The sequence below is a fragment of the Streptomyces sp. NBC_00247 genome, from assembly GCF_036188265.1.
Lineage (GTDB): Bacteria > Actinomycetota > Actinomycetes > Streptomycetales > Streptomycetaceae > Streptomyces.
Genome location: NZ_CP108093.1, coordinates 5570674 through 5595807, shown reverse-complemented (window position 1 = coordinate 5595807; position 25134 = coordinate 5570674). Strand labels below are relative to the sequence as shown.

The following is a 25134-nucleotide window of genomic DNA, read 5'->3' as shown; positions in this document are numbered from 1 at the left end:
GGCGGCCGGTCAGCGGCAGGGAGGCCTGCGGACGCTGTCGAACGCCGGTGCCCCGGCGGAGTCGGCCCGCTGGCCCGGGATGCCGCGGGCGGCCGTGCCGGTCCGGCCGGACGTGCCGTCCCGGCCCGGGTCGCCCGCCACGGCCAGCGGGTCGAACAACACGATCACCCCCGCGAGGAGCAGGAAGGCGAGCGGCCCGACGAGGAGGGGGACCAGGATCGAGCCGACCGTCTCGCCCCCGGTCACGTCCGTGGCACCGGTGTGGAGGTGGACCCGGAGCGCGGCCATGCCGGTGTAGTGCATCCCGCTCACGGCCGCTCCCATGACGACGGCGGCGCCCAGGCTCGACAGGAAGCCGCGGAGGGAGACGGCCGCCCAGAGCGCCACGGTGGCGGCGACCACGGCGATGACGACGGAGAGGGCCACGGTGGCCGTCGAGTACGCGAACTGTCCCCGGAACGCCATGGCCGCCATGCCGAGGTAGTGCATGGAGGCGATCCCGAGGCCGGTGATGGGGCCGCCGGTGACCAGCGCCAGCCGGGTCGCGCCCCGGTAACCCACGATGAAGATGCCGATACCGACCATGACGATCGCCACGGCGAGGCTCGCGAACATCAGCGGCAGGTCGTACGTGATCGCCGCGTCGTCGATGCGGAACCCCGTCATCGCGATGAAGTGCATGGTCCAGACGCCGGAGCCGATGGAGGTCGCGCCGAGGGCGAGCCAGCCGGCCCGACGCGGGCGGCGGGCCGGATCCGGCCCCGTGGAACGGACGGACCGGACGGTGCAGCGCAGCCCCAGCGCGGCACCGAGGCAGGCCATGAGGAAAGCCACGACCGGAGTCACGAGGCCGTAGGAAAAGCCGTCGACTGTGCCCTGCATGCTGGATACGCCCTTCAGGAAAACGCGGTGCTGGTGGTGCTCTGCCGAACGGCGGACGGGCCGGGGCCCACGAAGTCCGCCGTTCGGTGGGAAACCGCTGGTCGCGGACGTGTCCCGCTCGGTCGAAGGAGCGGGACGCACGGGTCCCGGCGGGGCTCCGGAGTGCCCGGAGTTCCGCCGGAAACCGGAAGCCCCGGCAAGCGAACACAAGGGCGGCATTTTATCGCCCGAAAACTGGAGTGGTGGAGAAAATGCCGCGCATGATCCAGTCCTCACCACTTCTCCCCCGGGTGAGGGTGACCGTCACACTCCTGCGACGTCACGCGCACCGCCGCCCGCGCTTCACACGGGCGCCACCGGTTCCGGGCGACGGGTGCCGGACGCGGGGTGCCGGTGGCGGGCGCCGCTGTCGGTGGCGGGCTCTACCGTGGCGGTATGACGAACGGCGCAGGCTCCGTGGAGTGGTCCGTCGCGGCGAGCCCTGTCGGGCCCCTGATGCTCGCCGCGACCGGCACCGGCCTGGTCTCCGTGAGCTTCCACGCGGGGCCCGCGGTGCGGGAGCGGACGCTGGCGATGCTGCGGGAGAGGCTCGGTGCGGAGCCGGTGGAGGACGGCGGTTCCGACGTGCTCGACGCGGCGGCCCGTCTGCTCGACGCCTATTTCGAGGGCGCGCTACGCACCTTCGATCTTCCCCTGGACTGGTCGTTGACCGCGGGTTTCCACCGCCGCGTCCTCCAGGAACTCGCCACCGGTGTTCCGTACGGCTCGGTCGTCGGGTACGGCGAGCTCGCCGCCCGGGTGGGGCGGCCGGACGGGGCGCAGGCGGTCGGGGCGGCCATGGGGGCCAATCCGCTGCCGGTCGTCGTGCCGTGCCACCGGGTGGTGGAGAGCGGCGGCGGGCTCGGAGGGTTCGGCGGCGGGCTGGAGACGAAGCGGCGGCTCCTGGAGCTGGAGGGCGTGCTGCCCCAGCCACTGTTCTGACCCGGCGGCTGCTCCGACCAGGCCGCTGTTCTGACGGCAGCCGCAGTTCCGACCCCGGCCGGTGCTCCGCCCCGGCCGGGCGCCGTGCCCACGGCGTGTACGGCCCCGGGGGTCACTCCTCCCCGCGAAGACCGGTCCACGCCGGGTGGCGGGGGTCGTCCGCGCGGACGACGGCGTCGGCGTGGTCGGCGGGGGCGGTCTCCTCCTCGTACCGCGCGAAGGCGGGCAGGGTCCAGCGGTCCTCCTCGTCCGTGCGCCGCAGCAACGCGCCCGGCGAGAGCCGCAGATGGACCGCGAGGTCGAACGGGTACCACCGCCCCAGCAGCAGCGGCCCGTGCAGCACCAGCGCTCCGCCCTCGGGCAGCCGGTGGTACGGGCTGCGGGTGGCCCGGTCGGTGGCCGGGTCCCACAGGTCCGGCAGGACGCGTCCGGTACCGCCCGGCTCCAGCGGCCCGAACACCTCGCGCCACAGCGCCCCGGTGTCGAACCAGCCCTGGGCGTACGAGTCGGGGTCCCGCCTGCCGTACTCGTACCGCAGGCTCGCCGGGCGCAGGAATCCCTCGGTGGGGACGACGAGTACGGGACGGCCGCGCAGGCGCAGGGCCCGGGCGAGGCGGTCGGCCAAGGGGCCGGTGCCGGCGGCGGGGGCGCCGTCGACGCCGATCCTGAGCCAGGGGCCGCCGCCTTGTGGGGTCAGCCCGTCCGCGTGCGCGGCGAGGGCCTCGGCCAGCCGGTCCCAGGTGATCGCTTCGAGTCGCACCCGCTCATCATCCACCGCGCCCCGTGGCCGGGGACCGGCGGCCGGTCACTCCCCGCGCAGTTCCGTGGCGAGCGGACTCTCGCCGCGTACCTCGATCCGGCCGTCCTTCACCGCCTGCGCGAAGGTGGCCTCGTCCCGGCCCATGGCCAGGCAGAGTTCGGCGTCCAGGACGATACGGGCGTCGGCGCGGGGGGCGGCGCCGTAGCCGTAGACCTCCTCGCCGGGCGGTACGGAGCCCGTACGGACGTGGAACTCGCCCTCGTCCAGGTGTACTTCGACCACGCCGGAGTGGGCGGTCGCGGCCAGGGAGCGGCGCAGCGGGAGGGCGAACCAGTGGGCGCGGACGGCGTCGGTGGGACGGCGCTCCTCCAGGGCGGGCGCGCCCCACTGGGCGAGAGCGGTGAGGACGGGCAGCAGTTCCCGGCCCCGGGCGGTGAGTTCGTAGACCGAGGCGGCGGCCGGTGGCGGCAGTTTGCGGCGCAGCGCGAGACCGCTCTGCTCCATGTCCTTGAGGCGGGAGGCGAGGACGTCCGTGCTGACGCCCGGCAGGTCCGCGTGCAGGTCGGTGTAGCGGCGCGGTCCTGCCAGGAGTTCACGGACGATCAGCAGGGTCCACCGGTCTCCGACGGAGTCCAGGGCTCGGGCGGTGGCGCAGAACTGGTCGTAACTGCGTCGGCGTACGGGGCGCGCTGCTGGCTGCTGCTGACGTGGCATACGACGCAGTCTAGACATGTTGTTGGACTTTCCAAGGTCGGACTTGGTAAAACCAAGTATCACAATCGGCAGGGGAGGAACCGCATGGAGTTCCGGCAGTCCAGCAAGCTCGACGAGGTCTGTTACGAGATCCGCGGCCCGGTCATCGAGCAGGCGAACGCCCTGGAGGAGGCGGGCCACAGCGTGCTCCGCCTCAACACCGGCAACCCCGCGCTGTTCGGCTTCGAGGCGCCCGAGGAGATCGTCCAGGACATGATCCGGATGCTCCCCCAGGCGCACGGCTACACCGATTCGCGCGGCATCCTGTCCGCCCGCCGCGCGGTCGCCCAGCGCTACCAGGCGATGGGGCTGCCGGACGTCGACGTGGACGACATCTTCCTCGGCAACGGCGTGTCCGAGCTGATCTCCATGGCCGTCCAGGCGTTCCTGGAGGACGGCGACGAGGTGCTCGTACCGAGCCCGGACTACCCGCTCTGGACGGCGGTGATCACCCTCGCCGGCGGCAAGGCCGTCCACTACACCTGCGACGAGCAGTCGGACTGGAACCCGGACCTCGCCGACATGGCCTCGAAGATCACCGACCGCACCAGGGCCGTGGTGATCATCAACCCCAACAACCCCACCGGCGCGGTCTATTCGAAGGAGACCCTGGAGGGCATCCTCGACCTGGCCCGCCGGAACGGGCTGCTCGTCTACGCCGACGAGATCTACGACCAGATCCTCTACGACGACGCCGTGCACCACCCGGTCGCGTCCCTCGCCCCGGACCTGCTCACCCTCACCTTCAGCGGGCTGTCGAAGACATACCGGGTCGCCGGGTTCCGCTCGGGATGGCTGGTGGTCTCCGGTCCGCAGGAGCACGCGCGCGGCTACCTCGAAGGCCTCACCACGCTCGCCTCGATGCGGCTGTGCGCCAACGCCCCCGCGCAGTACGCCATCCAGGCCGCGCTCGGCGGCCGGCAGACCATCAGGGAACTCGTCGCCCCGGGCGGCAGGCTGCACGAACAGCGCGACCGCGCCTGGCAGAAGCTGAACGAGATCCCCGGGGTGTCCTGCGTGAAGCCGAAGGGGGCGCTCTACGCGTTCCCCCGGATCGACCCGAAGGTGCACCGGATCGTCGACGACGAGCGGTTCGTGCTCGATCTGCTGCTGCGGGAGAAGATCCAGGTGGTGCAGGGCACCGGCTTCAACTGGCCCCGGCCCGACCACTTCCGCATCCTGACGCTGCCGCACGCCGATGACCTCGACGCGGCCATCAGCCGTATCGGGCGCTTCCTGGAGGGGTACCGGCAGTGAGCCGGGGGCCCGCCTCCGGCCCTTCGTGTCCCCGCCCCCGCGTCCCCGGCCCGGCGTGTCTCAGGCGGGGCGGAACCCGCGCACCAGCCCTCTGAGCGGGATGTCGGCGAGCCAGAACCACATGGCCGCGAAGGGGTGCCAGGCGAAGGCGAGGGGGACGGACACGGCGAAGACCAGCGCCCTCGCCGCCAGGTCGACGGAGACCGACCGGGCGGAGGCAACCGCCGCACCGTCCTCCTCCCGGCCCGCGCCCGGTGCCCACCGGCCGCGCCGTCCCGTCCTGAGCACCGCCAGCCCCAGCAGGTTGGTGACGGCGACGGTACCCGCGTAGACCGCGACGGCGAGGGGTTCGGAGGCGTACTCGGAGAGCAGCGAGGTCGGGAAGGGGAGGAAGGCGACGGCCTCGAGCCAGACGAGCGCGAACCGGAGCGGGGGCCCCTCGAACCGGGGCGCGAGAGCCAGGATGCGCCGGTGGTCGCGCCAGAAGCCCGCGAGGATGACGAAGCTCAGCGCGTAGGCGCCGATGTCGGGCAGCGCGTCCTGGACGGCGTCCCGGAAGCGGGCGTCGTCCAGGCCCCGAGGCACCCGGATGTCGAGCACCAGGAGGGTCATGGCGATCGCGAAGATCCCGTCCGACAGGGCGGTCAGCCGGTCCGCGGTCCTCGCGCCGTCCGCCCGCGCCCGCTCGTCGCTCACCGGGTCAGCTTCCCCGGGCCGCGGCGGCACCGCGCGGATTACTCCAGCGGCGGGCGGGCCGTGGCGCTCCGGCGGCCGCGCTCCAGGAGAGCGCGAGCGGGCCCGCCTCCGGGCCCTGTGGGTGCCGCCTTCGTCGCACGCCGGCACGTTTAAGGACCAGGGTCAGTCGTGATGTCGTCGCGTCCTGCCTTTGGACCACCGCAGATCGAGCTCTGCGGGCCAGATTCGAACTGGCATTTCGACGTCGCTGGGCCCTGGCCCGGTCGATCCGGGGACCTCGGCCGCGTCGGCCTCCTCACGGGCGCACTTCACGGCCTGCTGGAGCTTCTCCACCCGCTCCGTCAGCTCCCGCACCCGGCGGGCGGGGAGGGCGCCGGAGAGCTTGACCGTCGTCCAGTAACCGATCGGCACGTCCTCGTAGTACACCTCGACCTGCGCCGGGTGCTTCTCGGTGGCCTCCGCCCCCACGTGGTTGCGGGGCACCTTCTTCGTACGGAGGGTGCGTACCGGCTCGGTCTTCCACGCGTCGGTCGACGGGTCCTGCGCCCACGCCGCGGCGGTGTCCCGCAGCACGGCCTCGGCCTTGACCTGCACCAGCGTCGACTCGGGCGGCAGCCGCTCGCCCTCCTCGTCCTTCGGCTGGTACGTACGGGAGAGACCGGCCGGCAACCCGGGCTTCTGGAGCCCGTGATGAGCCGCCGTCAGGCCTGGTGGGCCTTGGACTTGACGCCCTTCTCGACTGCGATGATCTGATTGAGTTTCGCCACGCCCCGGAAGTGAGCACCGGCGACAGGCGTGCCTCCAAGGGTTTTCCGTCCGCTGTCCGCCACGTGCCGTCCCGTGGGGGCCCGGTCAGCGGCCGAGCAGTGCCAGCAGGACGCCCACCGGGTCCGTGCCCGGCATGCCGCGGGGCCACCAGTCCTCACTGCCGGAGTCGGCCTCGTAGCCGTACCAGAGGTTGTCCCGGCCGAAGCGGAGCTGGAGCGTGCCGCCGGGGTGGGTGAGGTGGTTGCGCCAGGGCTGGAAGCGGGGGAAGTCGGCGGCCGCCAGGCCCGGGCGGGCCCGGTCGAACGGTCCCGCCGGAGGGTCCCAGGGGATTTCCAGCACGGCGAGCCCCTCCGCACCGCCCTGCCGCCAAGCGGCCACGGCGCGGGCGAGGTCGGTGGTGTTGCGGCCGGTGGCGTACGCCAGTTCGCGGTAGAGGGCCCGGCTGGTGGCGGTGAGCCCGGCGGTGGGGCCGGCGGCGGCCAGCCGCACGGCGTCCTGCCAGGCACTCAGTCCGGCGAGCGGGTCGCGGCCGGTGGTGAGGATCGCGTGGGCGCGGGCCGCCGCGTCGGAGGCCAGCTGGTCCAGGGCCAACGGATCGCGGGCACCGGGAAGTTCGGGGTAGGCGGGCGGCCTGCCGGGGAGAGCGGGCACGGGCAGCGGGGGCGGCAGCGGCGGCAGGTAGCGCTCGGCGAGCGCCTCCCGGGCCGGCACGGAGGGGGCTTCGGGAGCCTCGGGGCGCTCACGGGCGGCGTGCTCGGCGTTGCGCCGGGCGAGCTCGTCCAGGAGTTCGCGTTCACCGCGTCCGCGCAGGAGCAGCAGGACGAAGGGATCGGTGTCCAGCAGCCGGGCAGTCTGGTAGCAGAGCGCCGCGACGTGTTTGCAGGGCAGCGCGCGGTCGGGGCACGAGCAGGTCGGGTCGAGGTCGTCGACGGCCGGCAGCAGCCTGACCCCGGCGCCTTCGGCGGTGTCGACCAGGGCGTGCGGCATGGTCCTGGCCAGCAGCGCGGAGAAGTGTCCGGGGCGGGCGGCCACCGCGTCCAGCAGGGTGTCCCAGCCGCTCTCGGTGAAGACGCGGAGGCGGATCTCGGCGCGGTAAGGGCGGGGCCTGCTGCCGTGCACGTACGCGACGACCCGCCCCGGGGTGACGGTGATCGCGGCGACGTGGCCCGTGTCGGCGTACGCGCGGCCGCGGGCGAGGCGCCCCTCGTCCAGCGCGAGCCCTTCCAGCGCGGCCACCCAGGCGCGGCCCCACCAGCTGTCCGCGAAGGGCTCGCCTTCGGCGGACCTACGGGCGGGGACCGCCTCGAAGGTGCGGCGCAGGCCGTCCGGGCCCGGCCGGGCTGCGGGCGCCCGGCTCCCGGCCCGGGCCACGGGCGTACGGGTGCCGAGGCCGCCGCGGCCCTCGGCCGTGCGGGCGCCGGGGTTACGGGCGCCGGGGCCGGGGCTCACGCGGGCCTCCGGAGCGCGACGAGGTCGGCGAGGTCGCGGTCGCTGAGTTCGGTCAGCGCGCTCTCGCCGCTGTCGCCCAGCACCGCGTCGGCCAGAGCGCGCTTGGACTCCAGCAGTTCACCGATGCGGTCCTCGACGGTGCCCTCGGCGATCAGGCGGTGCACCTGCACGGGCTGCGTCTGCCCGATGCGGTACGCGCGGTCGGTGGCCTGTTCCTCGACCGCCGGGTTCCACCAGCGGTCGTAGTGCACGACATGGGCGGCGCGGGTGAGGTTGAGCCCGGTGCCGGCGGCCTTGAGGGAGAGCAGGAAGACGGGGACCTCGCCCTGCTGGAAACGGTCCACCATGCGTTCGCGCTCGGCCACCGGGGTGCCGCCGTGCAGCAGTTGCGAGGGAACGGCGCGGGCGGCGAGGTGGTCGGAGAGCAGCCGGGCCATCGAGACGTACTGGGTGAAGATCAGCACGGACCCGTCCTCGGACAGGATGGTGTCGAGCAGTTCGTCGAGGAGGGCGAGCTTGCCGGAGCGGCCGTCCAAGCGCGGGGCGGCTTCCTTCAGGTACTGGGCCGGGTGGTTGCAGATCTGCTTGAGCGAGCCGAGCAGCTTCATGATCAGGCCGCGCCGGGCGATCCCCTCCGAGGCCTCGATCCGCGCCATCGTCTCGCGGACCGCCGCCTCATAGAGCGTGGCCTGCTCCCGGGTGAGGGAGACGGGGTGGTCGGTCTCCGTCTTGGGCGGGAGTTCGGGGGCGATGCCGGGGTCGGACTTCTTGCGGCGCAGCAAGAAGGGGCGGACCAGCCGGGCGAGGCGTTCGACGGCCTCGTCGTTGCCCAGACCGGCTGCCGTACCGGTGTTCTCGGCGGCCCGCGCGTGCCGGGAACGGAATGCCTTGAGGGGGCCGAGCAGCCCCGGGGTGGTCCAGTCGAGGAGCGCCCACAGCTCGGAGAGGTTGTTCTCCACCGGGGTGCCGGTCAACGCGACACGGGCGGGGGCGGGGATCGTCCGCAGCGCCTTGGCCGTCGAGGAGTGCGGGTTCTTGACGTGCTGCGCCTCGTCGGCGACGACCAGGCCCCAGCCGTGTCCGGCGAGCTGCTCGGCGCCGGAGCGCATCGTGCCGTAGGTGGTCAGGACGAATCCGGCCTCCTCGCCGGGCAGGGTGCGGTCCGTGCCGTGGAAGCGACGGACGGGCACCCCGGGGGCGAAGCGGTTGATCTCCCGGTGCCAGTTGCCGAGCAGGGAGGCGGGGCAGACCACCAGGGTCGGTGCCGGGTGGGCGCGGTGGAGGTGGAGTGCGATCAGGGTGATCGTCTTGCCGAGGCCCATGTCGTCGGCGAGGCAGCCGCCGAGCCCGAGTGAGGTCATCCGGTCGAGCCAGGTCAGTCCGCGCAGCTGGTAGTCGCGGAGCGTGGCCCGCAGACCGGGTGGCGGGGCGAGGACGGTGTCCTCGTCGAGGATGCGGGCGCGCAGGGCCGCGAGGGCACCGGTCGGTACGGCCGCCACCTGCTCGCCGTCGAGCTCGGCGCTGCCGGTGAGGGCGACGGCGAGGGCTTCGACGGGTTCGAGGAGGCCCAGCTCCCGTTTGCGCGCCTTGCGGACGAGGCCGGGGTCGACGACCACCCACTGATCGCGCAGCCGCACCACCGGCCGGTGCGATTCCGCGAGGCGGTCCATCTCGGCCTCGGTCAGCGGCTCGTCGCCGAGGGAGAGCTGCCAGTCGAAGGCGAAGAGGCGCTCCGCGTCGAAGAAGGAGGTGCCGTCGGTGGCCGAGCCCGGGGCGGGGCGGACGACGGCGGACGCGGTGAGCGAGCGGGCGAGTTCGCGCGGCCAGTGGAGGCTGACGCCGAGATCCGCGAGGCGGGCCCCGGCCGCGCCGAGCAGCTCGTACAGCTCGTCCTCGGTGAGGGCGAGCACGTCGGGAACGGGCTGGTCGAGCAGGCGTTCCAGCGGCGCCCAGGCCCGGGCCGCCCGGCGAAGCGCGAGCACGGTGTCGACCCGGGCGCGCGGCCCGAACGGCTCGCCCGCGAGGCCGTCCCAGAGGGCTGCCGCGTCGGTGACCCGGGTGGGGTCCGCGAGGCTGTGCACCTGGACGACGGCCGCCGCGGCGTGCCGGACGGCGGAGTCGTCGGGGCCGCCGGAGATGTCTTCGCAGGCGCGGCTGTCCGCGCTGTCGAAGAGCTCAAAGGCGGACAGGTCGAGCCGGAGCGAGACCTGCACGCCGGCGTCCAGTCCCGCGGCGACCTCCACGGCCCAGGCGGCGACGCCGGGAAGATGCTGTGCCTCCCGGGCCGCGAACGGCGCCCCGGAGGCGAACGCCGCTGCGGGGGTCCTGGGCAGGGTGTCGGCGACCGCGTCGAGGAACGCGCCGACGAGGAACTCCGGGTCGGCGAGGCGCAGCGGGGCCGTGTCGGGCAGCGGTACGGCGTACCCCTCGGGCGGCAGGGCCGCGGCTACGGCCCGCAGATGGGCCACGTCCGTGGCGTCGCGGGGGCCTGCGCGCCAGGCGTCGTGGTCCTCGGGGGTGAGTCCGGGCAGCATCCGCCCGCGCGCCACGAGGTTCAGCGCGTGCAGGGCCGCCGCTCCCCAGCAGCGGGTGGACGGGTGCGCGGAGGGCAGGTGCCTGGCCCCGGCGAGCAGCGGCACGGCGTTCACGACCGGCACCAGCAGGGCGGGCACCTGGCGGCGCCGGACCCCTTGTGCGCCATGGCCGCGGACGACGGTGATCTCTCCTACGGCCGGACCGTCACCGCCGGAAGGCTCGCCGCTCTCCGCTCCCTCCGTGCCGCTCAGGTGGTCCGCCGGGTCCCAGCCGGTGTTCTCGGGGTCCCAGAAAGCGATCCGCCCGTCCCTCGGAAGGGCGGCGGGCAGGAAGACGGCCGCACGCCGCAGCAGACGGTCCGTCTCCGTGCCGGACAGGTCCCGCACCGCCATACCGCCCACCCCCTCCCGCTCTCGTCCCGGGCGCGCCCGCGCCTCGTCCCGATGTCCCCGCCGGGGTCCGTCCCGGCTCCGACGAGTCTAGGCGGGCGGTCTGACAGAGCCGGACGCCGCCGCATCGGACCAGGTCATCGCTGGTTCCGGGCCTCATGGAGGGGCCGTACCTCAGAATGGGGCCGCCCGGACCTGGAGTTCCGGGCGGCCTCGGCCGCAAGGGGTTCCGACGGCGGAATCGGGCTCCGTCCGGACTCGGCGTACCGGGCTCCGGACTGCCCCGGCTCCGGACGGTTTCGCTCCTGCCGGCTCCGGGAGCCGCGCCGGCTCCAGGTGACGGCCTCAGTGCCGGGTGAGCCGGTCCGACCGGGGCTGGGCGCCGGCGTCGGCCGGCGGCGCCGGGCGCGGGCGGGCGGCGGACCTGGCGGGCGGCGCCGGACGCGGCCGGGCGGCCGGATCCTGCGGGGTGCCCGCGCCAAAACCGCGTGCCGTCGCGGGCTGCCGTCCGTTCGGCGCGTCGGCCGGCGCGGACCCGCCGGTCACCGCAGTCGGTGCACCGGAGGTGACCGGACGCTGCTGCCCGTCGCCCGCCTGCGGTTGCTGAGCCCGTTCGAGGAACCTGAGCAGCTCCACGGGGAAGGGGAGCACGAGTGTGGAGTTCTTCTCCGCCGCGACCGCGACCACCGTCTGCAACAGCCTCAGCTGGAGGGCGGCGGGCTGTTTGGACATCTCCCCCGCGGCCTCCGCCAGCTTCTTGGACGCCTGGAGTTCGGCGTCGGCGTTGATGACACGGGCGCGGCGCTCACGGTCGGCCTCCGCCTGCCGGGCCATGGAGCGCTTCATCGTCTCCGGCAGGGAGACGTCCTTGATCTCCACCCGGTCGATCTGGACGCCCCAGCCCACGGCCGGACTGTCGATCATCAGCTCAAGACCCTCGTTGAGCTTCTCCCGGTTGGACAGCAGATCGTCCAGATCGCTCTTGCCGATGATCGAACGGAGCGAGGTCTGCGCCATCTGCGACACCGCGAAGCGGTAGTCCTCGACCTGGATGACCGCGCTCGCCGCGTCGATCACCTTGAAGTAGATGACCGCGTCGACCCGGACGGTCACGTTGTCCCGGGTGATCCCGTCCTGGGCCGGCACCGGCATCGTGACGATCTGCATGTTGACCTTACGGAGCCGGTCCACACCGGGGACGATCATCGTGAGCCCGGGCCCTCTGATCTCGTCGCGCAGCCGGCCGAGCCGGAGCACCACCCCTCGCTCGTACTGCCTGACGACGCGGACCCCCGAGACTGCGAACAGACCGCAGACGGCGAGCACCGCGACGATCGCGATCACTAGCACTTGGACCATGACGGCCCCCTGCCACTGGCACGGCACACAACGGCACCGGGACGGAGCCGTTGCCTATTAACACGTTATGCCCTTTTCGCACCCCAAGGGAACCTCGGGTTCTCCCGGATGTCGCCCGGTCGGCCCTCCCCGGGTGCCGGGCCGAGCCGGAGCGGGCAGCGTGGCATGCGCCCGTACGAAACCTCCGTACCGGCCCCCCGGGCCCGGCACCGCCACACGGGCCCCGCAGCACCGCAGCACCGCAGCACCGCAGCACCGCAGCACCGCAGCACCGCAGCACCGCAGCACCGCAGCACCGCAGCAGCATCCTGACGATCCGGACGAGCAGACGAGGACCCGCCCATGTCCGTGACAGCGACGTTCCACCGCCGCCTCCGCCGTCCCCGCGTCGCCGCGGGGGCCGTCCTGCTGGCTCTCACCGCGCTGGGCGCCTCGGGCTGCTCGGGTCTCGGCCGCACCGCGGTCGGGCCGGTCATCTACACCACCGAGCGCGACGTCGAGGTCATGGAGAACAGTCCGCTGGTGCGGGGCTGCCACCCGCTGCCCGGGGGCGCGAAGGCGGTCGACAACAACACCCTCATCGACATGGTCCTCTACCGATCCCGCGACTGCACCGGCGAAGGCAGTACCTATCTGTCCACCCGACTCGCCGACGAGGACGCGGCGAGCACACCCGTCTGGCGCAGCTACACCCTCGTGCACTGACCGGCGCACGAATTCCGCCGCCTCGCCCCGGGCCGGGTCCCCTGCCGGGCGAACGGCGGATCCCCGGCACGGGAGCGGCCGGCCGACGGCTCAGTTCGCGGGGTAGCGGTCCGCCGGCCAGTCGACCGGCCCCGGGAACTGGCGGGAGAGGTCGTCGGCGATCCGGCCGATCAAGGTCAGGCCCTCGGTGCGCACCACCCAGTCGACGGGCAGCGCGGCGTCCCCGTGCAGCGCGCCGAGCAGGTTGCCGCAGACGGCCCCGGTGGAATCGCTGTCCCCCGAGTGGTTGACCGAAAGCAGCAGCGCCGCCGCGACGTCTTCGGGACCCGGCAGTGCCAGCGCGCAGTACACGGCGATGGCGAGCGCCTCCTCGGCGACCCATCCCGCACCGAGCGACTCGACGCCCTCGGCGGCCGGGGCTCCTTCGGCCGCTCGGTCGACGGCTGCCCGCAAGGCCGCCGTGGTCTCCTCGTGGCCCGGGTGGCGCGCGGTCAGCTCCATCGCCCGCAGCACCGCGCCCGGCATCGACTCGCCGGCCAGGAGGTACGCGACGATCGCGGCGAACGCCCCCGCCGCGAGCGCTCCGGTCGGATGGCCGTGGGTGATCTTCGCGCAGTGGGCGGCCAGCGCGAAGGCGTCGGCCGGGGACTCCCCGGTCAGCCCGAAGGGGGCGGACCTCATCACGGTGCCGCAGCCCTTGGAGCCGGGGTTCACCGGCCCGGGTGCCCCGGGGGCGTCCCTCTCGCTCGGGACGTGCCCGGCGGCGAGACCGGTCAGGCAGGCGTTTCCGGGGGCCCGGCGCGCGTAGAGCAGCTGCTGTCGGCGCAGCCATCCGGTGCGCACCGTGTCGTCACCGCCGCGGGCGGGCGGCGTCGGGTGGTTCTGGGTGTCGAGCCAGCGCCGGTAGGCCGCGCGCACCGCGCCCACACGCCCGGCACGGCCTGCCCCGGCCTCCGCGCGGATCAGCCCCTCCACCGTGAAGAGGGTCATCTGGGTGTCGTCCGTGATGCGCCCGAGGACTCCCTCGGAGTCCGGCACGAGGCCGCGGACACCGAGCGGTCCGTGGGCCCGTTCGATACCGGCCAGCGAGAGGAACTCCACCGGGTTTCCCAGCGCGTCGCCGATCGCGCCGCCCAGCAGACAGCCCCGCACCCGCGCCCTGCGGACCGCACTGCCGATATCCGTCACGAACATCCCCCTCCGGTGCTCCGCACTGCCGACGGCACGGGTCCATGCTGGACATGAGGTGATGAGACATGCGTACCGGCAGTGAACCCGTGACCGCGCGCAGTCCGCTGCGCATGCGGCTCTGGCTGAGTCTATGGGGCGTCGCCTGGACCCTGCTCGGGGTGGTCGCGTTCTCCCTCGCCGATCGTCCCGGCTGGGCGGTGGCCTGCGGTGTGCTGCTGGCGGTGACCGCGGCGGACTTGGCGGTGATCGTCCACCGGATGCGTCAGGGCTCCCGCTTCCAGCCGGGCAGGGACGTCCCTCCGCACGAACCCGACCACGGCGACGGGCGGACGCACCGGCCGTGGACGTGAACGCCGCGACCAACGCGGGCCCGGCGGGAACTCCGCGAGCCGCCGGGGCCCGGCGCGGACTCCCCGATACTGGATGTATCGGGGCGATCTGGACAACGCGGCGAGCGTGCGTGCCAGGCGTCGCCGGACAGACAAGACGTTCGCAACACGCTTCAGTCGCGGCTGTCGAAGCGCGCGGCGGTCAGGTATTCCGGGTTCGGGTCGAGGGCTGCGGCGAGCCGGAAGTGGCGGGTGGCCTGCTCGGGTCGCCCGGCTCGCTGGAAGGTGCGGGCCAGCGCGAAGTGGGCGAAGGCGTTGTCCGGCTCACGCTCCAGGACCAGCTCGAACTCCAGCTCCGCCGGGCGGAGTTGGGCTGCCGCGAAGAAGGCCCTGGCGCGCAGCAGCCGCGCGGCGGTGTTCTCCGGGTGGGCGGCGATCACCGAGTCGAGGAGCTTCACCGCACCCTGGGGGTCACGCGCGGCCAGCAGTTGCTCGGCGGCGCGGAAGTCGATCACATGGGTTTCCGGGTTCCGTTCGGGCACGGTCGGGATCCTTCCCTTCGTTCGGCCGTTTGCAACGCGCGACGGGGCCGCGCTATTCCGCCGACCCCGCCGGGGCGGCGCCCGCCCGCCGCGTGAGCTCGTCCCACACCTTGCGCACCTGCGGTTCCAGGTCCGCGAGGGGGCCGTCGTTGTCGATGACGAGACCGGCGATCGCGAGCCGCTCCTCACGGGTGGCCTGGGCGGCCATCCGTGCGCGGGCGTCGGCCTCCGTCATGCCGCGCAGCCGGACGAGCCGGCCGAGCTGGGTGGCGGGGGTGGCGTCGACGACGACCACGACGTCGTAGAGCGGAGCGAGGCCGTTCTCGGTGAGCAGCGGGACGTCGTTGACGACGACCGACCCGGGTCCTGCGGCGCGTTCCAGTTCGGCGGTCCGGTCCCGGACCAACGGGTGCACGATGGCGTTGAGGGCGGCGAGCCGGTCGCTGTCGCCGAAGACGATCGCGCCGAGGGCGGGCCGGTCCAGGCTGCCGTCCTCGTGGAGCACGCCGGTGCCGAACTCCCGCACGACGGCGGCGAGTCCCGGTGTTCCGGGGGCGACGGCCTCGCGGGCCAGGCGGTCGGCGTCGATCAGCACCGCTCCGTACTGGACGAGCAGCCGGGACACTTCGCTCTTGCCGGCACCGATGCCGCCGGTCAGGCCCACTTTCAGCATGGGCGGCAGCCTACGGGGCGGGGCGGGAGCGCGTCCCACCCGGTGGCGGCTGTCCGGCGCACCGGGGCGGTGTGCCGGACAGCCGCCGTCAGGCGTCGCCCTCGCGTTCGGCGAGGAAGCGCTCGAATTCGAGGCCGATCTCGTCGGCCGACGGCAGGTCCACCGGTTCGGCGACGAGGTTGCCGCGGGTCTCGGAGCCGGCGATCGCGTCGTACTGGTGCTCCAGTCCCTCGACGAGGGCGACGAGCTCTTCGTCCCCCTCACCGATCTGCCGGTCGATCTCGGTCTGGGTGCGGTGCGCGGCGGTGCGCAGGGAGTGCGCGACGGTGGGCAGCACCAGGCCGGTGGCGGCGGTGATGGCTTCGAGGCTGGTGAGCGCCGCGTCCGGGTAGGCGGACCGGGCGACGTAGTGCGGGACGTGCGCGGCGACGCCGAGCACGTCGTGGCCGGCCTCGGCCAGACGGTACTCGACGAGCGCGGCCGCCGAGCCGGGAACCTGCGCCTCGTCGAACGGGGTGCTGTGGCCCGGCATCAGGTCGACGCGGTTGCCGTGGGGCGTGAGGCCGACCGGGCGGGTGTGCGGCACTCCCATGGGAATGCCGTGGACGGTCACCGAGAGCCGGACGCCGAGGCGTTCGACGATCTGCTCGACGGCGGCAGCGAACCGCTCCCACTCCACGTCCGGTTCGGGACCGGAGAGCAGGAGGAAGGGTGCGCCGGTGGCGTCCTGGACGACACGGACGTCCAGCGTCGGGGTCTCGTACGCCGTCCACTGGTCGCGCCGGAAGGTGAGCAGCGGGCGCCGGGCGCGGTAGTCCACGAGGCGGTCGTGGTCGAAGCGGGCCACCACCTGGTGGGGCAGCGACTCCAGCAGTCCGTCGACAACCTGCTCGCCGGTCTCACCGGCGTCGATGTACCCGTCGAAGTGGTAGAGCATGACCAGGCCGGCCGACTCCTGGGCGAGCGCCATGTCGACGACGGCCAGCCCCTTCGGCTCCCATTCGTACAGACTCTGCGGATCAGGCACAGTTACCGCTCCTCCTCGTATTCCTGAAGGAGAACGCCCAGGGGGGCACGGACATTCCCCGTCCGTGCCCCGTCATCGGGTGTTTACGCGGGCGCGGGCGCGGATGTCACGCGAGCACCCGGCTGTGCAGGGCGGTCACGGCCTTGCGGGCCGAGGTGAACGCCCCGTGCTGCCAGGCGTCGGTGTTGCTCAGGTAGTCGCCCGCGAAGTAGACACGGCCGGCGGCCTTGTTGAGCGGGGCGAAGGCGGCGGACTCGGGGCCTCCGGAGAGCGAGTGCCAGGCGGCCTCCAGGTGGGGGGTCTGGCGCCAGTGGTGCGAGAAGGACGAGGCGAGTTCGGTGCGGTACTTCTCGCCGTGGATCTTGACGCCCTGGGCGAGAGCGCGGGCCTCACGGTCCTTCGGCGCGAGCGCGGCGTAGGAGTCGGCGTTGGTGCCGGTGTTGTAGTAGCCGATGATCAGACCGCGGTCGCCGTTGTGGCCGTAGGACGGGTACCAGATGTGGGAGAGGTCCATGTCGGTCTCGGTGATGCCGCCGTAGATCCGGTGGTCGGTCTCCCACCAGCGGTTCTTGTACTCCAGGCCGATCTTTCCGGCCGAGGAGGGCTTGCATCCCTCCAGCGCGGTCTGCACGGCGGAGCCGAGGTTGTGCGAGGTCTTGGCCAGGATGTTCGGGGGAAGCGCGGCGATGCAGTAGTCGGCGTCGACGGTGTGGGTGCGGCCGTCTTGGGTGTAGGTGACGGTGACGCCGTGCGGGGTGTCGTGGATGTCGGTGACGGCGGCGCCGGTACGGATGCGGCGGCTGCCTATCGCCTTGGTCAGGGCCGCCGGTATGCGGTCCATGCCGCCGACGGGCTGGAACATCAGCATGGCCTGGTCGTACTCGAACTCGAAGGAGAAGTACCGGCCCACGTTGGTCGAGAAGACCTCGGAGGCGGTCGGTACGTCCCCGAGCAGCTCACCGGGGGTGCCGACGGCGGCGGGGTCGACGCGGTAGCCGCGGCGCGGGCTGCCGGTGTACTCGAGGGTGTCGCCGATGTCGCCGAAGTCCTTCAGGAACTCCAGGAGCTTCTCCTGGTCGTCGGCGGTGATCTGACGGTCCAGGGCGCCCATGTCGGTGGCCTTGGCGAGGAGTTCGGAGACGTAGCCGTACATGTCGGCCTTGGCGGTGCGGTAGCGCATCGGGGCCTTCATCCCGTTGCGCTCGTTGAAGATGTAGGCGTTGGCGTTCACATTGGTGAACACCTCGACGGGGACGCCGAGTTCGCGGCAGTAGTCGAGCGTGACCATCCACTGGGGAATCCGGCCGGGACCGGCGTTCATGTACTGGCCGTCGTGGAACTTCGCGGTCTGCTTGTTCCCGTACAGGTCGGTGGTGGTGTCACCGCCGCGGATCGTCGTGTTGCGACCGCCGGTGAAGCCCCGGGCCTCCAGGACCGTCACGTCGTAACCCGCTTTGCCGAGCTCGTAGGCGGAGGCGAGGCCGGCGATGCCGCCGCCGACGATGACGACCTTCGCGGCTCCCCGGCCCTTCAGGTTGAAGTCGCCCTTGCTGGGGGCACGGAAGACGGGCTCGCGGCTCGCGGCCTGGGCGGTGGGAGCCAGACCGAGGGCTCCCATGGTGGCGAACATGGCTCCGGCGCCACTGGTGAGGCCGACCTGGCGCAGGAAGTTGCGGCGGCTCGAACCGGATGCGGCACCGTTGGGCGCGCTGGATGTAGAGGTCATGTCCCGACTCCTCCGTGGATCTTGGTGATGCCGGGATACTGGCAAGCGCGTGTTACGGGCCGTCAGTTACTCGTGTATCCCACATGTTTCTCTCGCGGGAGAACGCGGATCGATATCCGGGCAATGGTCCAGACCTTGACGCTCTCCGTCGGCCCACCTAACGTCTCGGGGCAGCACGTTCAGCTCCTTGCGCCCGATTCACGTACGAGAAGTCTGGACTCTCCGGGAAGGCACCTCCATGCGCACCCGCATCCCCCTCGCACCGCTGCTCGCCGCCGCCCTCGTCACCTGCGGCCTCACCCTCGTCCAGGCCGGTCCGGCCGGGGCCGCCACCACTGTCGACGTCAGCACCGCGAAACAGCTCAAGGCGGCGCTCGCGGCAGCCGTCCCCGGCGACACGATCCACCTCGCGGACGGCACGTACACCGGCAACTTCAAGGTCACCGTCCCGGGCACCGCCGACGCCCGTATCACTCTGACCGGCTCCGCCGGAGCGGTCCTCACCGCGAGCGGCGGCTACGGGCTGCACCTCAACGGTGCCTCCTACTGGACCGTCGAGGGCGTCACCGTCACCGGCGGCCAGAAGGGCATCGTGACCGACTCCGCGAACGGCGTGGTCATCGACGCGGTGACCGTCCACGACCTCGACATGGAGGGCGTGCACTTCCGTACGTCCAGCAAGGACGGGGTCATCCGGAACTCGCGGATCTACGACACCGGCCACGACGGGCGCGGCATGGGTGAAGGCGTCTACGTCGGCACCGCGGGCGACCTCACCGACAACAGCGACCGGGTCCTGATCACCGACAACGTCATCGGCCCCGGTGTCGGGGGCGAGAACGTCGACATCAAGGAAGGCACCACCGGCGCCCGGATCATCGGCAACACCTTCGACGGCAGCGGGCTCACCGGGGCGAACTACGACGACTCCTGGGTCGACGTGAAGGGCAACGGCGTCCTCGTCCAGGGCAACACCGGCTCCCGCACGACCAACACCGGCTACGAGACACACACCCAGCAGCCGGGCTGGGGCTGCGGCACGGTGTTCCGGGACAACCACTCGGATCTCACCGGCGCCGCCGGTGCCCTGCGGCTGGCGATCAACGTCACCGCGAACACGTCGGGCTGCACCACGACCGTGTACGCCGACAACACCGTGACCGGCGGTCTGGGCCTGACGAACATCGCCGTCACTCCCTGAGTCGTACGGCCGGGTCCCCCCGGGACACGCGTGAGGCCCGCCCCCCGAAGGGGACGGGCCTCATGCCGTACCTACGTCTACTGCTACCGCCGTCCGTCAGCGGCTGCCAGGGTCAGAGCTTCAGCTCTGGCCACCGGCCAGCTTCTCGCGCAGTGCGGCGAGCGCCTCGTCCGACGCCAGGGCGCCGGAGTTGTCGGCCGACTCCGAGGAGTACGAGCCGCCGCCACCGCTGCCGCCGGAGGCAGCCGGGGCGCCGGCCGGGGCGGCAGCGCCCTCGGCAGCGGCGGCCTCGTCGGCCTCGCGGGACTTGATGACCTGGGCCTGGTGCTGCTCGAAGCGCTGCTGCGCCTCGGCGTACTGGGTCTCCCAGACCTCGCGCTGCGCCTCGAAGCCCTCGAGCCAGTCGTTGGTCTCGGGGTCGAAGCCCTCGGGGTAGATGTAGTTGCCCTGGTCGTCGTAGGACGCGGCCATGCCGTACAGGGTCGGGTCGAACTCGACCGAGGCCGGGTCGCTGCCGAAGGACTCGTTGGCCTGCTTCAGCGAGAGGCTGATCCGACGACGCTCCAGGTCGATGTCGATGACCTTGACGAAGATCTCGTCGTTGACCTGGACGACCTGCTCCGGGATCTCCACGTGGCGCTCGGCCAGCTCGGAGATGTGGACCAGGCCCTCGATGCCCTCGTCGACGCGCACGAACGCACCGAACGGAACGAGCTTGGTGACCTTACCGGGGACGACCTGACCGATCTGGTGCGTCCGGGCGAACTGCTGCCACGGGTCTTCCTGCGTCGCCTTCAGCGACAGGGAGACGCGCTCACGGTCCATGTCGACGTCGAGGACCTCGACGGTGACTTCCTGGCCGACCTCGACAACCTCGGACGGGTGGTCGATGTGCTTCCAGGACAGCTCGGAGACGTGAACGAGACCGTCGACGCCACCCAGGTCCACGAAGGCACCGAAGTTGACGATCGAGGAGACGACGCCGGAGCGGACCTGACCCTTCTGCAGGGTGGTGAGGAACGTCTGGCGAACCTCGGACTGGGTCTGCTCCAGCCAGGCGCGGCGGGACAGGACCACGTTGTTGCGGTTCTTGTCCAGCTCGATGATCTTCGCCTCGAGCTCCTTGCCCACGTAGGGCTGGAGGTCGCGGACGCGACGCATCTCGACGAGCGACGCCGGCAGGAAGCCACGGAGGCCGATGTCGAGGATGAGACCACCCTTGACGACCTCGATGACGGTACCGGTGACGATGCCGTCCTCTTCCTTGATCTTCTCGATGGTGCCCCAAGCACGCTCGTACTGCGCGCGCTTCTTCGAGAGGATCAGGCGGCCTTCCTTGTCCTCCTTCTGGAGAACCAGGGCCTCGATCTCGTCGCCGACCTTGACGACCTCGTTCGGGTCGACGTCGTGCTTGATCGAGAGCTCGCGGCTCGGGATGACACCTTCGGTCTTGTAACCGATGTCGAGGAGAACCTCGTCGCGGTCGACCTTGACGATGACACCTTCAACGATGTCGCCGTCGTTGAAGTACTTGATCGTCTCGTCGATCGCCGCGAGGAACGCGTCCGCGTCGCCGATGTCGTTGACCGCAACCTGCGGAGTGGTGGCGGTGGTCTCGGTGCTGCTCGTCATGTGGGAAAGGGCTCCGGTACGGACAGTGAGTCGTAGGTACTGCTACGCCGTGAGCCCTTATCGCCTCTGCAGAAGCCGGACAGCCTGGAAAGTGCCCGACCCGTCTCCGGGAGGCACCTCGACAACCGAGGGGACATGCAACAGACGCGAGCGCGGCCTGCTAGGTCTGAGGCGCGCAGGCTCGCAGCGCAACTTGTAGCATACGGGGGCAGCCGGACAGGGTCAATGCGCGAAGGCGCACACGCAGGGCGCAACGGGCCAAATCCGGCACAACTCGACCGTGTGGAGGCCGTATCCGGGCCGGTACGGGTCCGAGAACTCCTCGCCCACGCGTCGCCGGAAGCCGGCGCCGCGAGCGGACACCGCGCGGACACTCCCCGCACCCCGCCGCGCGCGGCGGGTAAAGGCAAACTACAACGACGGACACGATGAGCCAAGAGACCTACGGAACCGAACCCGAAGCGACCCGCCGCGAAGCGGGCGACCCGGAGAGCAGCCGGGCCAGTCGCGGCTGGTGGGACCGGAACGCGGACGAGTACCAGAGCGACCACGGGGCGTTTCTCGGCGACGACCGGTTCGTCTGGGGGCCGGAAGGGCTCGACGAGGCGGAAGCCGGTCTGCTCGGTCCCGTCGCCGCCCTCGCGGGCCGCGACGTCCTGGAGATCGGCGCGGGAGCGGCGCAGTGCTCCCGCTGGCTGGCCGCCCAGGGAGCCCGCCCGGTGGCGCTGGACCTCTCCCACCGGCAACTCCAGCACGCCCTGCGGATCGGCGACGAGGTGCCGCTGGTGGAGGCGGACGCCGGGGTGCTGCCCTTCCGGGACGGCTCCTTCGACCTCGCCTGCTCCGCCTACGGCGCCGTCCCCTTCGTCGCCGACCCGGTACGCGTCTTCCGCGAGGTCCGCCGGGTGCTGCGGCCCGGCGGGCGCTGGGTCTTCTCGGTGACCCACCCGATCCGCTGGGCCTTCCCCGACGAACCGGGACCGGAGGGCCTGTCCGTCGCCGCGTCCTACTTCGACCGTGTCCCCTACGTGGAACAGGACGAATCGGGCGAGGCCGTCTACGTGGAGCACCACCGGACGCTGGGCGACCGGGTCCGCGACGTGGTCGCGTCAGGCTTCCGCTTGGTCGACCTGGTGGAACCGGAGTGGCCGGAGTGGAACCACCAGGAGTGGGGCGGCTGGTCGCCGCTGCGTGGGAACCTCATCCCGGGCACGGCGATCTTCGTCTGCGAACGGGACTGAACCGGCCGGCTGCCCCGGCGCGGCACACCTGCCGGAACCGACCGACTGCCCCGACCCGGCTGCCCCGAACGCCCTGGCAGCGGGGTACGCCGGCGGGATCCCCGGGCCGGCCGGCCGGACCTGCCGCACCGGCCACCTCCGCCGGACCCCGGCCCTGGAGCCGCTTCCCCTTCCCCCGCGCGAGGGAGGCGGCTCCCCCGTGCGGGGGTGGGGTGCGCCCGGGGAGCCGTACGACACTGGGTGCGTGATCCGAACCGATGCCCTGGCCGACCTGCCCGTCCGCACCGCCGTGCCCGCCCTGCGCCGGGCGCTCGACGAGCGGGGCACCGCCGTGCTCTGCGCGCCGCCGGGGACCGGCAAGACCACCCTCGTGCCGCTCGCCCTGGCGGGGCTGACCGGCCAGGGCCAGCCGCGCAAGGTCGTGGTCGCCGAACCCCGCAGGATCGCCGCCCGCGCCGCGGCCCGTCGCATGGCCTGGCTCCTCGGCGAGCGGCCCGGGGGCCGCGTCGGTTTCACCGTGCGCGGGGAGCGGGCGGTCGGCCCGGACACCGTGGTCGAGGTCGTCACCACCGGGGTGCTGCTCCAGCGCCTCCAGCGCGACCAGGAGCTCTCCGGCACCGACGTGGTGATCCTCGACGAGTGCCACGAACGTCATCTGGACGCCGACACCGCCGCCGCCTTCCTGCTGGACGTGCGCGAGACGCTCCGCCCCGACCTGCGGCTGGTCGCCGCCTCCGCCACGACCGACGCGGAGGGCTGGGCACGCCTGCTCGGCGACGCCCCGGTCGTCGAGGCGACCGGGATCTCCCACCCGGTGGAAGTCGTCTGGGCACCGCCCACCGCTCCGGTCCGGCCGCCGCACGGGATGCGGGTCGATCCCGCGCTGCTGACGCACGTCGCCTCGGTGGTGCGCCGGGCACTCGCGGAGCGGGACGGCGACGTGCTCTGCTTCCTGCCCGGTGTGGGCGAGATCGCCCAGGTCGCCGGCCGGCTGACCGGGACCGGCGCCGAGGTGCTGCAGGTGCACGGGCGGGCGCCCGCCGCCGTACAGGACGCGGTCCTGGCGGGAGGCTCGGGCGCGGGACGGCGGGTGGTGCTGGCGACCTCGGTCGCGGAGTCGTCGCTGACCGTGCCCGGGGTGCGGGTCGTGGTCGACAGCGGCCTCGCCCGGGAGCCCAGGACCGACCACGCCCGAGGGCTGAGTGCCCTGACGACGGTGCGGGCCTCGCAGGCGACCGGACGCCAGCGGGCGGGCCGTGCCGGACGAGAGGCTCCCGGGGCGGTGTACCGGTGCTGGACGGAGGCGGAGGACGGGCGGCTCGCCCGGTTCCCGGCCCCGGAGATCCGGGTCGCGGACCTGGCGGCGTTCGCCCTGCGCGCCGCGTGCTGGGGCGACCCCGGGGCGGTGCACCTCGCGTTGCTCGACCCGCCTCCCGCGGGAGCGATGAGTGCGGCCCGCGAGGTGCTGCGGGCGGTCGGGGCGGTCGACGCGGACGGGCGGGCGACCGGGCGGGGCACGCGGATGTCCCGCCTCGGTGTCCATCCCCGCCTGGCGCGGGCCCTGGTCGACGGAGCCCGGGAGGTCGGGGTGCGCCGGGCCGCCGAGGTGGTGGCCCTGCTGAGCGAGGAGCCGCCCCGCGAGTACGGGGACGACCTGGCGGCGGCCCTGCGTACCGCGCGCCGGGGCGGCGACGGGTACGCCGCGCGCTGGCGCCAGGAGGTGCGGCGGCTGTCGTCCTCACTGGGCGGCGGGGAGGGCGGGGACGGGCCTGCCGGTGGCGCGGCGGGCGCCAGGGCGGTGGACGGGGCCGCTCCGGTCACGGACGACGCCGCCGCCGGACTCGTCGCCGCGCTGGCGTTCCCGGAGCGGGTGGCGCGGGGCCGGGGCGGGGAGGCCTTCCTGATGGCGTCGGGGACCGGGGCGGAGCTGCGGGACGGTTCGGGGCTGCGCGGCTCGCCGTGGCTCGCGGTCGCCGTCGCGGACCGGCCGAACCACGCCGCGTCGGCCCGGGTGAGGCTGGCGGCGGTGATCGACGAGGACACCGCGGTGCTGGCCGCGGGCCACCTGCGGTTCCGGGGCGAGGAGGTCCGCTGGAGCGACGGCGACGTGGTGGCGCGCGTGGTGGACCGGCTGGGGGCGGTGGAGCTGGCGGTGCGCCCGCTGAAGCAGCCGGCCCCGGAGCTGGTGCGCACCGCGCTCCTGGAGGGGCTGCGCCGGGAGGGGACCGGGCTGTTGCGGTGGACCCGGGACAGCGAACAGTTGCGGGCCCGGCTGGCCTTCCTGCACCGGGTCCTGGGTGCGCCGTGGCCCGAGGTGTCGGACGAGGCGCTGCTGGTGCGCGCCGGTGAGTGGCTGGAGCCGGAGCTGTCGCGCGCGCGGCGCCGTGCGGACCTGGGCCGGATCGACGCGGGACAGGCGCTGCGCCGGTTGCTGCCCTGGGCGACCGGCGAGGCCTCCCGGCTGGACGAGCTGGCCCCCGAACGGATCGAGGTGCCGAGCGGGTCCCGGATCCGGGTGGAGTACGACGGCGAGCAGCCGGTCCTCGCGGTGAAGGTCCAGGAGTTGTTCGGTCTGGCCGAGACGCCCTCGGTGGCCGGGGTGCCCGTGCTGGTGCACCTCTTGTCCCCGGCGGGGCGGCCGGCGGCGGTGACCGCGGATCTGGCCTCGTTCTGGCGGGAGGGGTACCGCGCCGTCCGCACGGAACTGCGCGGACGCTACCCCCGGCACCCGTGGCCGGAGGACCCGACGACGGTCGCCGCCACCCGCTTCACCTCGGCGCGGCTGAAGCGGGAGCAACGGCCGTGAACGGGTAGGGCGTGGCGGTAGGCGGGGCAATGCCGGTGGGCGGGGGCCCGGCGCCGGTAGACCGAAGCCGTTCCGGTGGGGGAAGCCGTACAGCCGGCGGAAGCCGTACAGGCAGGCGCGAGGGACGGGCGTCGGTGGGCGAGGGTCGGCGTCGGGGCCCTGGCCTGCCGGCACGGCGCCCCCAGCCGGCACCGGTCCGTACGCGAGCGAGGGCCGGCGGGTCCGCACCGCT

Annotated in this window: 20 protein-coding genes and 1 pseudogene; 7 read left to right on the top strand and 14 right to left on the bottom strand. The window is 73.0% G+C overall.

The features are described from left to right. Positions 1 to 9: 9 nt before the first annotated feature. Positions 10 to 882: an MHYT domain-containing protein gene (locus OHT52_RS24355; protein ID WP_328722298.1), complete on the bottom strand. Its 873-nt coding sequence runs from the start codon at positions 880 to 882 to the stop codon at positions 10 to 12. Positions 883 to 1317: 435 nt separating this feature from the next. Here OHT52_RS24355 and OHT52_RS24350 point away from each other — a divergent pair, with 435 nt between their 5' ends. After that, on the top strand, positions 1318 to 1863 hold the full coding sequence (locus OHT52_RS24350) for a methylated-DNA--[protein]-cysteine S-methyltransferase (protein WP_328722297.1): 546 nt from the start codon (positions 1318 to 1320) through the stop codon (positions 1861 to 1863). Between the two features lie 112 nt (positions 1864 to 1975). Here the strand turns inward: OHT52_RS24350 and OHT52_RS24345 are convergent, their stop codons facing one another. Together OHT52_RS24345 and OHT52_RS24340 are read right to left on the bottom strand one after the other, a co-directional pair. Continuing rightward, positions 1976 to 2623 (bottom strand): uridine kinase, encoded by a 648-nt coding sequence (locus OHT52_RS24345; RefSeq protein ID WP_328722296.1) that lies wholly within the window; start codon positions 2621 to 2623, stop codon positions 1976 to 1978. 45 nt (positions 2624 to 2668) lie between these two features. Beyond that, positions 2669 to 3337: a winged helix-turn-helix transcriptional regulator gene (locus tag OHT52_RS24340; protein WP_328722295.1), complete on the bottom strand. Its 669-nt coding sequence runs from the start codon at positions 3335 to 3337 to the stop codon at positions 2669 to 2671. A gap of 84 nt (positions 3338 to 3421) precedes the next feature. On the opposite strand from OHT52_RS24340, the gene OHT52_RS24335 reads away from it, so the two are divergent. Continuing rightward, complete coding sequence (locus tag OHT52_RS24335) at positions 3422 to 4633, top strand: pyridoxal phosphate-dependent aminotransferase (protein ID WP_328722294.1); 1212 nt, start codon at positions 3422 to 3424, stop codon at positions 4631 to 4633. A gap of 60 nt (positions 4634 to 4693) precedes the next feature. On the opposite strand, the gene OHT52_RS24330 is transcribed toward OHT52_RS24335, so the two are convergent. From OHT52_RS24330 to OHT52_RS24310, 5 genes and pseudogenes are all read right to left on the bottom strand, one after another. Then, entirely contained in the window at positions 4694 to 5329 is a 636-nt protein-coding gene (locus OHT52_RS24330; RefSeq protein WP_328722293.1) for a TMEM175 family protein, read from the bottom strand. A 273-nt stretch (positions 5330 to 5602) separates the two neighbouring features. Further along, positions 5603 to 6096: pseudogene (locus tag OHT52_RS24325) on the bottom strand (DUF7873 family protein); the annotation flags it as partial. A gap of 85 nt (positions 6097 to 6181) precedes the next feature. Beyond that, entirely contained in the window at positions 6182 to 7468 is a 1287-nt protein-coding gene (locus OHT52_RS24320) for an SWIM zinc finger family protein (protein ID WP_328723883.1), read from the bottom strand. A gap of 74 nt (positions 7469 to 7542) precedes the next feature. Then, positions 7543 to 10473, bottom strand: coding sequence for a DEAD/DEAH box helicase (locus OHT52_RS24315; RefSeq protein ID WP_328722292.1), 2931 nt, complete (start codon positions 10471 to 10473; stop codon positions 7543 to 7545). 342 nt (positions 10474 to 10815) lie between these two features. Next, positions 10816 to 11829, bottom strand: coding sequence for a slipin family protein (locus tag OHT52_RS24310; protein ID WP_328722291.1), 1014 nt, complete (start codon positions 11827 to 11829; stop codon positions 10816 to 10818). 342 nt (positions 11830 to 12171) lie between these two features. Between OHT52_RS24310 and OHT52_RS24305 the strand changes: the two genes are divergently transcribed. Beyond that, positions 12172 to 12534, top strand: a complete 363-nt coding sequence (locus OHT52_RS24305) for a hypothetical protein (RefSeq protein WP_328722290.1) — start codon at positions 12172 to 12174, stop codon at positions 12532 to 12534. Between the two features lie 90 nt (positions 12535 to 12624). Here OHT52_RS24305 and OHT52_RS24300 read toward each other — a convergent pair whose 3' ends face one another. Beyond that, on the bottom strand, positions 12625 to 13728 hold the full coding sequence (locus OHT52_RS24300) for an ADP-ribosylglycohydrolase family protein (RefSeq protein WP_443046657.1): 1104 nt from the start codon (positions 13726 to 13728) through the stop codon (positions 12625 to 12627). Positions 13729 to 13790: 62 nt separating this feature from the next. On the opposite strand from OHT52_RS24300, the gene OHT52_RS24295 reads away from it, so the two are divergent. Then, on the top strand, positions 13791 to 14075 hold the full coding sequence (locus tag OHT52_RS24295) for a DUF6343 family protein (RefSeq protein WP_328722288.1): 285 nt from the start codon (positions 13791 to 13793) through the stop codon (positions 14073 to 14075). Between the two features lie 152 nt (positions 14076 to 14227). Here OHT52_RS24295 and OHT52_RS24290 read toward each other — a convergent pair whose 3' ends face one another. The 4 genes from OHT52_RS24290 to OHT52_RS24275 all read right to left on the bottom strand — a co-directional run bounded on the left by OHT52_RS24290 (position 14228) and on the right by OHT52_RS24275 (position 17926). Further along, a complete protein-coding gene (locus OHT52_RS24290; protein WP_327175157.1) occupies positions 14228 to 14596 on the bottom strand; it encodes a tetratricopeptide repeat protein in 369 nt (122 codons plus the stop codon). Between the two features lie 52 nt (positions 14597 to 14648). Further along, positions 14649 to 15269 (bottom strand): dephospho-CoA kinase, encoded by a 621-nt coding sequence (gene coaE, locus OHT52_RS24285; protein ID WP_328722287.1) that lies wholly within the window; start codon positions 15267 to 15269, stop codon positions 14649 to 14651. Between the two features lie 88 nt (positions 15270 to 15357). Then, entirely contained in the window at positions 15358 to 16296 is a 939-nt protein-coding gene (locus OHT52_RS24280; protein ID WP_328722286.1) for a PAC2 family protein, read from the bottom strand. Between the two features lie 106 nt (positions 16297 to 16402). Next, positions 16403 to 17926 carry a flavin monoamine oxidase family protein gene (locus OHT52_RS24275; RefSeq protein WP_328723882.1) on the bottom strand — a complete coding sequence of 508 codons (1524 nt, stop codon included), beginning with the start codon at positions 17924 to 17926 and terminating at the stop codon, positions 16403 to 16405. A gap of 334 nt (positions 17927 to 18260) precedes the next feature. Between OHT52_RS24275 and OHT52_RS24270 the strand changes: the two genes are divergently transcribed. Beyond that, on the top strand, positions 18261 to 19223 hold the full coding sequence (locus tag OHT52_RS24270; protein ID WP_328722285.1) for a right-handed parallel beta-helix repeat-containing protein: 963 nt from the start codon (positions 18261 to 18263) through the stop codon (positions 19221 to 19223). Positions 19224 to 19343: 120 nt separating this feature from the next. Here the strand turns inward: OHT52_RS24270 and rpsA are convergent, their stop codons facing one another. Further along, complete coding sequence (gene rpsA / locus OHT52_RS24265; RefSeq protein ID WP_328722284.1) at positions 19344 to 20855, bottom strand: 30S ribosomal protein S1; 1512 nt, start codon at positions 20853 to 20855, stop codon at positions 19344 to 19346. Positions 20856 to 21283: 428 nt separating this feature from the next. Here rpsA and OHT52_RS24260 point away from each other — a divergent pair, with 428 nt between their 5' ends. Next, positions 21284 to 22096: a class I SAM-dependent methyltransferase gene (locus tag OHT52_RS24260; protein ID WP_328722283.1), complete on the top strand. Its 813-nt coding sequence runs from the start codon at positions 21284 to 21286 to the stop codon at positions 22094 to 22096. A 244-nt stretch (positions 22097 to 22340) separates the two neighbouring features. After that, entirely contained in the window at positions 22341 to 24902 is a 2562-nt protein-coding gene (hrpB, locus tag OHT52_RS24255) for an ATP-dependent helicase HrpB (RefSeq protein WP_328722282.1), read from the top strand. Positions 24903 to 25134 lie beyond the last annotated feature (232 nt).

Bases quoted from the DNA above. Each gene is read 5' to 3' on its own strand.
- OHT52_RS24275 (WP_328723882.1), bottom strand. From the start codon at position 17,926: ATGTTCGCCACCATGGGAGCCCTCGGTCTGGCTCCCACCGCCCAGGCC.
- OHT52_RS24355 (WP_328722298.1), bottom strand. From the start codon at position 882: ATGCAGGGCACAGTCGACGGCTTTTCCTACGGCCTCGTGACTCCGGTC.
- OHT52_RS24300 (WP_443046657.1), bottom strand. From the start codon at position 13,728: ATGTTCGTGACGGATATCGGCAGTGCGGTCCGCAGGGCGCGGGTGCGG.
- OHT52_RS24270 (WP_328722285.1), top strand. From the start codon at position 18,261: ATGCGCACCCGCATCCCCCTCGCACCGCTGCTCGCCGCCGCCCTCGTC.
- OHT52_RS24310 (WP_328722291.1), bottom strand. From the start codon at position 11,829: ATGGTCCAAGTGCTAGTGATCGCGATCGTCGCGGTGCTCGCCGTCTGC.
- OHT52_RS24295 (WP_328722288.1), top strand. From the start codon at position 13,791: ATGCGTACCGGCAGTGAACCCGTGACCGCGCGCAGTCCGCTGCGCATG.
- OHT52_RS24340 (WP_328722295.1), bottom strand. From the start codon at position 3,337: ATGCCACGTCAGCAGCAGCCAGCAGCGCGCCCCGTACGCCGACGCAGT.
- OHT52_RS24260 (WP_328722283.1), top strand. From the start codon at position 21,284: ATGAGCCAAGAGACCTACGGAACCGAACCCGAAGCGACCCGCCGCGAA.
- OHT52_RS24315 (WP_328722292.1), bottom strand. From the start codon at position 10,473: ATGGCGGTGCGGGACCTGTCCGGCACGGAGACGGACCGTCTGCTGCGG.
- OHT52_RS24335 (WP_328722294.1), top strand. From the start codon at position 3,422: ATGGAGTTCCGGCAGTCCAGCAAGCTCGACGAGGTCTGTTACGAGATC.
- OHT52_RS24350 (WP_328722297.1), top strand. From the start codon at position 1,318: ATGACGAACGGCGCAGGCTCCGTGGAGTGGTCCGTCGCGGCGAGCCCT.
- OHT52_RS24305 (WP_328722290.1), top strand. From the start codon at position 12,172: ATGTCCGTGACAGCGACGTTCCACCGCCGCCTCCGCCGTCCCCGCGTC.
- rpsA (WP_328722284.1), bottom strand. From the start codon at position 20,855: ATGACGAGCAGCACCGAGACCACCGCCACCACTCCGCAGGTTGCGGTC.
- coaE (WP_328722287.1), bottom strand. From the start codon at position 15,269: ATGCTGAAAGTGGGCCTGACCGGCGGCATCGGTGCCGGCAAGAGCGAA.